Below are 3,775 nucleotides of genomic sequence, written 5' to 3' on the forward strand. Positions count from 1 at the left end.
CGGGTGCCTGACTAGGAACCGACGCGGAAACGCGTGAACGCGGTGCCCTTGACGCCAGCCTCTTCGAGGATCTGCGCGACAGACTTCTTGGCATCCTTGGCGAATGCCTGGTCGAGGAGAACCTCGCCCTTGTAGAAGCCAGTGACACGGCCTTCCACAATCTTGGTCATTGCTGCTTCGGGCTTGCCTTCAGCCTTGGCAGTCTCCTCGGCGATACGGCGCTCGGACTCGACGAGATCGGCCGGCACATCCTCGCGGGAGAGGTAGTTCGGGGACATCGCGGCGATGTGAACGGCGACGTCGTGGGCTGCGGTGGCAGCGGCTTCGCCTTCGCCGTCAACAGCGAACAGGACGCCGACCTGGGCCGGGAGATCCTTCGAGGTCTTGTGCAGGTAAGCGTCGACCGTTGCGCCCTCGATGCGGGAGATGCGGCGGACAACAACCTTCTCGCCCAGAACGGCGCCCTCTTCGATGACAACCTCGGACAGCGGCTTGCCGTCAACCTCGGTGGCCAGCAGGGTCTCGAGATCGGCAGCGCCGGACTCAACGGCAACGGCCAGGACCTTGTCGGCGAGCTGGATGAACTTGTCAGCCTTCGCGACGAAGTCGGTCTCGCAGTTGACTTCGATCATCACGCCAACGCCGCCGTCGACCTTGGCAGCAACCAGGCCTTCCGCGGTGGAGCGGCCTTCGCGCTTGGTAGCGCCCTTGAGCCCCTTGATGCGGATGATTTCGATGGCCTTCTCGGCATCACCGTTGGCCTCGTCAAGAGCCTTCTTGACATCCATCATGCCGGCGCCCGTGCGCTCGCGCAGAGCCTTGATATCAGCGGCAGTGTAGTTCGCCATGTGAACCCCTCTGTCTAGAAATTTTATGTGGTGTACGGACTGACAGGACGGCAGCTCACCCGGTGAGCGGCCATCCTGTCAGTTCCCCTGCGCTGCGGAGAGCGGGCGGGGATATCCGGATTTATTTGTCAGCTGAGCAAAGCAGACTTTTTGGGTCTGACTACTTGGATTCGCCGGCAGCGTCTTCGGCAGCCGGAGCGGCCTCGGCGGCGGGTGCCTCAACAGCGGCCGGAGCAGCTTCTGCGGCCGGAGCTTCTTCAGCGGCCGGAGCAGCGTCTGCGGCCGGAGCGGCAGCAGCCTCTTCGGTCTTGCTGCCTTCGAGGAGCTCGCGCTCCCACTCGGCCAGCGGCTCTTCCGGAGCTTCCGTGGTGCCGGTGGCGCGCTGGTTGCGGGCGATGAGGCCCTCAGCAACGGCGTCAGCAACAACGCGGGTCAGCAGGTTGACGGAGCGGATGGCGTCGTCGTTGCCCGGGATCGGGAAGTCGACTTCGTCCGGATCGCAGTTGGTGTCCAGGATGGCAACAACCGGGATGTTCAGCTTCTTGGCCTCGTCGACAGCAAGGTGTTCCTTCTTGGTGTCAACGATCCACAGCGCGGAAGGCGCCTTGGTCAGGTTGCGGATACCACCGAGGTTGGTTTCCAGCTTGGTGAGTTCGCGGCGAAGAAGCAGCAGCTCCTTCTTGGTGTACGCGGAACCGGCGACGTCGTCGAAGTCGATCTCTTCGAGTTCCTTCATACGCTGGATGCGCTTGGAGACCGTCTGGAAGTTGGTCAGCATACCGCCGAGCCAACGCTGGTTGACGTACGGCTGGCCAACGCGGGTGGCCTGCTCGGCGATGGATTCCTGCGCCTGCTTCTTGGTGCCGACGAAGAGAACGGTGCCGCCGTGTGCAACGGTGGCCTTCACGAACTCGTAGGCGCGGTCGATGTAGGACAGCGACTGCTGCAGGTCAATGATGTAGATGCCATTGCGCTCCGTGAAGATGAAACGCTTCATCTTCGGGTTCCAACGGCGGGTCTGGTGTCCAAAGTGGACGCCGCTGTCAAGCAGCTGGCGCATAGTTACGACGGGCATGCCGGCGCTCCTTCCGGCAGGTCATTCATGAGACAGCCCATGGGCTGTCTTACCCTGCCAATAGTTGACGGTTGATTAGCAACACCCAGGCGGGCGGTGCTCCTGGCATCCACTGTGCTTCTTCTCCGGACCATAGGCCCGGACCGAAAGAGGCGCAGTCCTCCGCACCTGAAGAGTTCAAGCTTCGAATGTGGAGGGCTGGATACGCGTAGTCAGCCGCTGCTCCCCCGCACCCCAGAATGAGGCGTGCCGGCTTGGACAATTGGATTGATCAAGCGTGAGGGCACAGCAAACTGCTCCACCTAGTGTACTACAGGGCAGCTGCCGGATTGGACGATTCCGGCGGTGGCCGGTGGGCTGCGGAAGGCCGCGGATGGGTCTCCCGGAGGGCCGGGCTGCGCTATCCACATAGCCTCGGGTATCGCTTTCGTGGATACGGCGGCAGCTGCAGGCTTGGACCATGAAACCCCCGGCATATCTGGCCGCCCTTGTTGCCCTGCTGTTCCTGGCGATTTCGCCCGTGGCGGGGTCAACAGTCCCGGGACCCGGCGCCGCTATTGCCGGCCCAGGGGTGGCGGCCGCCGGGTGGAGCTGGCCGCTGAATCCCAAACCTGCCGTTCTGCGCGCCTTTGATCCCCCGGCAAGACCGTGGCTGGGCGGCCACCGCGGCGTGGATCTTCAGGCATCGCACGACGGCGCCCCGGTCACCTCGCCGGCGCCCGGCACCGTGAGCTTTGTCGGCGTCGTGGTGGACCGTCCGGTTATCACCGTCGACCACGGCAACGGATTGCGGAGCAGCTTCGAGGCCGTTCGCAGCGATCTGGTGGCAGGCGCCGCCGTCGCCGAGGGGGACGTGCTGGGGTGGACCCAGCCCGGTCACTGCACACCAGGTCCCTGCGTCCACTGGGGCGTCCGCCGCGTCGGGACCTACCTCAATCCGCTGGCGTTCGTATCCGACCTGCGGCCCTCCGTCCTGCTGCCTCCCCTGGACCCCGCGCCCGGATAGGGCGCAGAGGCTGGAGTCATCAGGCCGAAGGGGTACCGCATCGGCCGGCCACCGAAACGCAGCCGCACGGGTGCGGACGTACGCTTTGGACTCATCGCCGGACGAGCGCGTGCTAGACGATCGCGGAGATGCCCGTGATCGCGCGGCCCGTGACGAGGGTGTTGATCTCGTGGGTTCCTTCGTAGGAGTAGATGGCCTCGGCATCCGAGAAGATCTTCGCCATCTCGAAGTCGGTGACAATCCCGTTGCCACCGAGGAGGCTGCGGCCCAGCGCAACACTTTCGCGCATGCGTGCCGTGGTAAAGGCCTTGGCGAGGGCGGACTGCTCGTCCTTGGCCTGCCCCAGGTCCTCGAGCTGGGAGAGGCGGACCATCATGCCCATCGAGCTGACGGCGTTGCCGAGGATCTGTACGAGCTGGTGCTGCACCAACTGGAAGGAGGCGATCGGGCGTCCGAACTGGCTGCGTTCAACGGCGTAGCGGCGGGCGACGTCAAAGGCTGCGAGCTGTTGGCCCACCGCCTGCCAGGCAACCGCGAGCCGGGTGACTTTGAGGACCTTGTTCGTGTCGCGGAAGCTGTTGGCATTCGCGAGCTTGAAGAAGTCCGGCACCACAACGTTGTCGAGGGTGATGTCGGCGTTCTGGACGGTGCGCAGCGAAATCTTGTTCTCAATCTTGGTGGCGCTGTATCCCTCGGTCTTCGTGTCGACGAGGAAGCCTTTCACCTGGTTGTCGGCGAGATCGCGGGCGTAGATGACCACCCAGTCGGAGAACGTGGCGTTGCCGATCCAGCGCTTTGCACCGTTCAGGATCCAGCTGCCCCCCTCCCGGCGGGCAGTCGTGCGGG

Annotated in this window: 4 protein-coding genes; 1 reads left to right on the plus strand and 3 read right to left on the minus strand. The window is 64.3% G+C overall.

Annotated features, from left to right (window positions below; translation table 11 throughout):
* Positions 1–11 precede the first annotated feature (11 nt).
* Together tsf and rpsB are read right to left on the minus strand one after the other, a co-directional pair.
* Positions 12–848 carry a translation elongation factor Ts gene (gene tsf, locus K789_RS0104485; protein ID WP_024365710.1) on the minus strand — a complete coding sequence of 279 codons (837 nt, stop codon included), beginning with the start codon at positions 846–848 and terminating at the stop codon, positions 12–14.
* A gap of 160 nt (positions 849–1,008) precedes the next feature.
* Positions 1,009–1,923 (minus strand): 30S ribosomal protein S2, encoded by a 915-nt coding sequence (gene rpsB / locus K789_RS0104490; protein ID WP_024365711.1) that lies wholly within the window; start codon positions 1,921–1,923, stop codon positions 1,009–1,011.
* A gap of 460 nt (positions 1,924–2,383) precedes the next feature.
* Between rpsB and K789_RS0104495 the strand changes: the two genes are divergently transcribed.
* Positions 2,384–2,929: a M23 family metallopeptidase gene (locus tag K789_RS0104495; RefSeq protein ID WP_024365712.1), complete on the plus strand. Its 546-nt coding sequence runs from the start codon at positions 2,384–2,386 to the stop codon at positions 2,927–2,929.
* 112 nt (positions 2,930–3,041) lie between these two features.
* Here K789_RS0104495 and K789_RS0104500 read toward each other — a convergent pair.
* A partial coding sequence (locus K789_RS0104500; protein ID WP_024365713.1) for an acyl-CoA dehydrogenase family protein occupies positions 3,042–3,775 on the minus strand: 734 nt, incomplete at its 5' end.

This window comes from Arthrobacter sp. TB 26, assembly GCF_000427315.1.
Lineage (GTDB): Bacteria > Actinomycetota > Actinomycetes > Actinomycetales > Micrococcaceae > Arthrobacter.

What these genes read in the sequence shown, in the direction of transcription:
- K789_RS0104495 (WP_024365712.1), top strand. Translation starts at nt 2,384, where the DNA reads ATGAAACCCCCGGCATATCTGGCCGCCCTTGTTGCCCTGCTGTTCCTG.
- tsf (WP_024365710.1), bottom strand. Translation starts at nt 848, where the DNA reads ATGGCGAACTACACTGCCGCTGATATCAAGGCTCTGCGCGAGCGCACG.
- rpsB (WP_024365711.1), bottom strand. Translation starts at nt 1,923, where the DNA reads ATGCCCGTCGTAACTATGCGCCAGCTGCTTGACAGCGGCGTCCACTTT.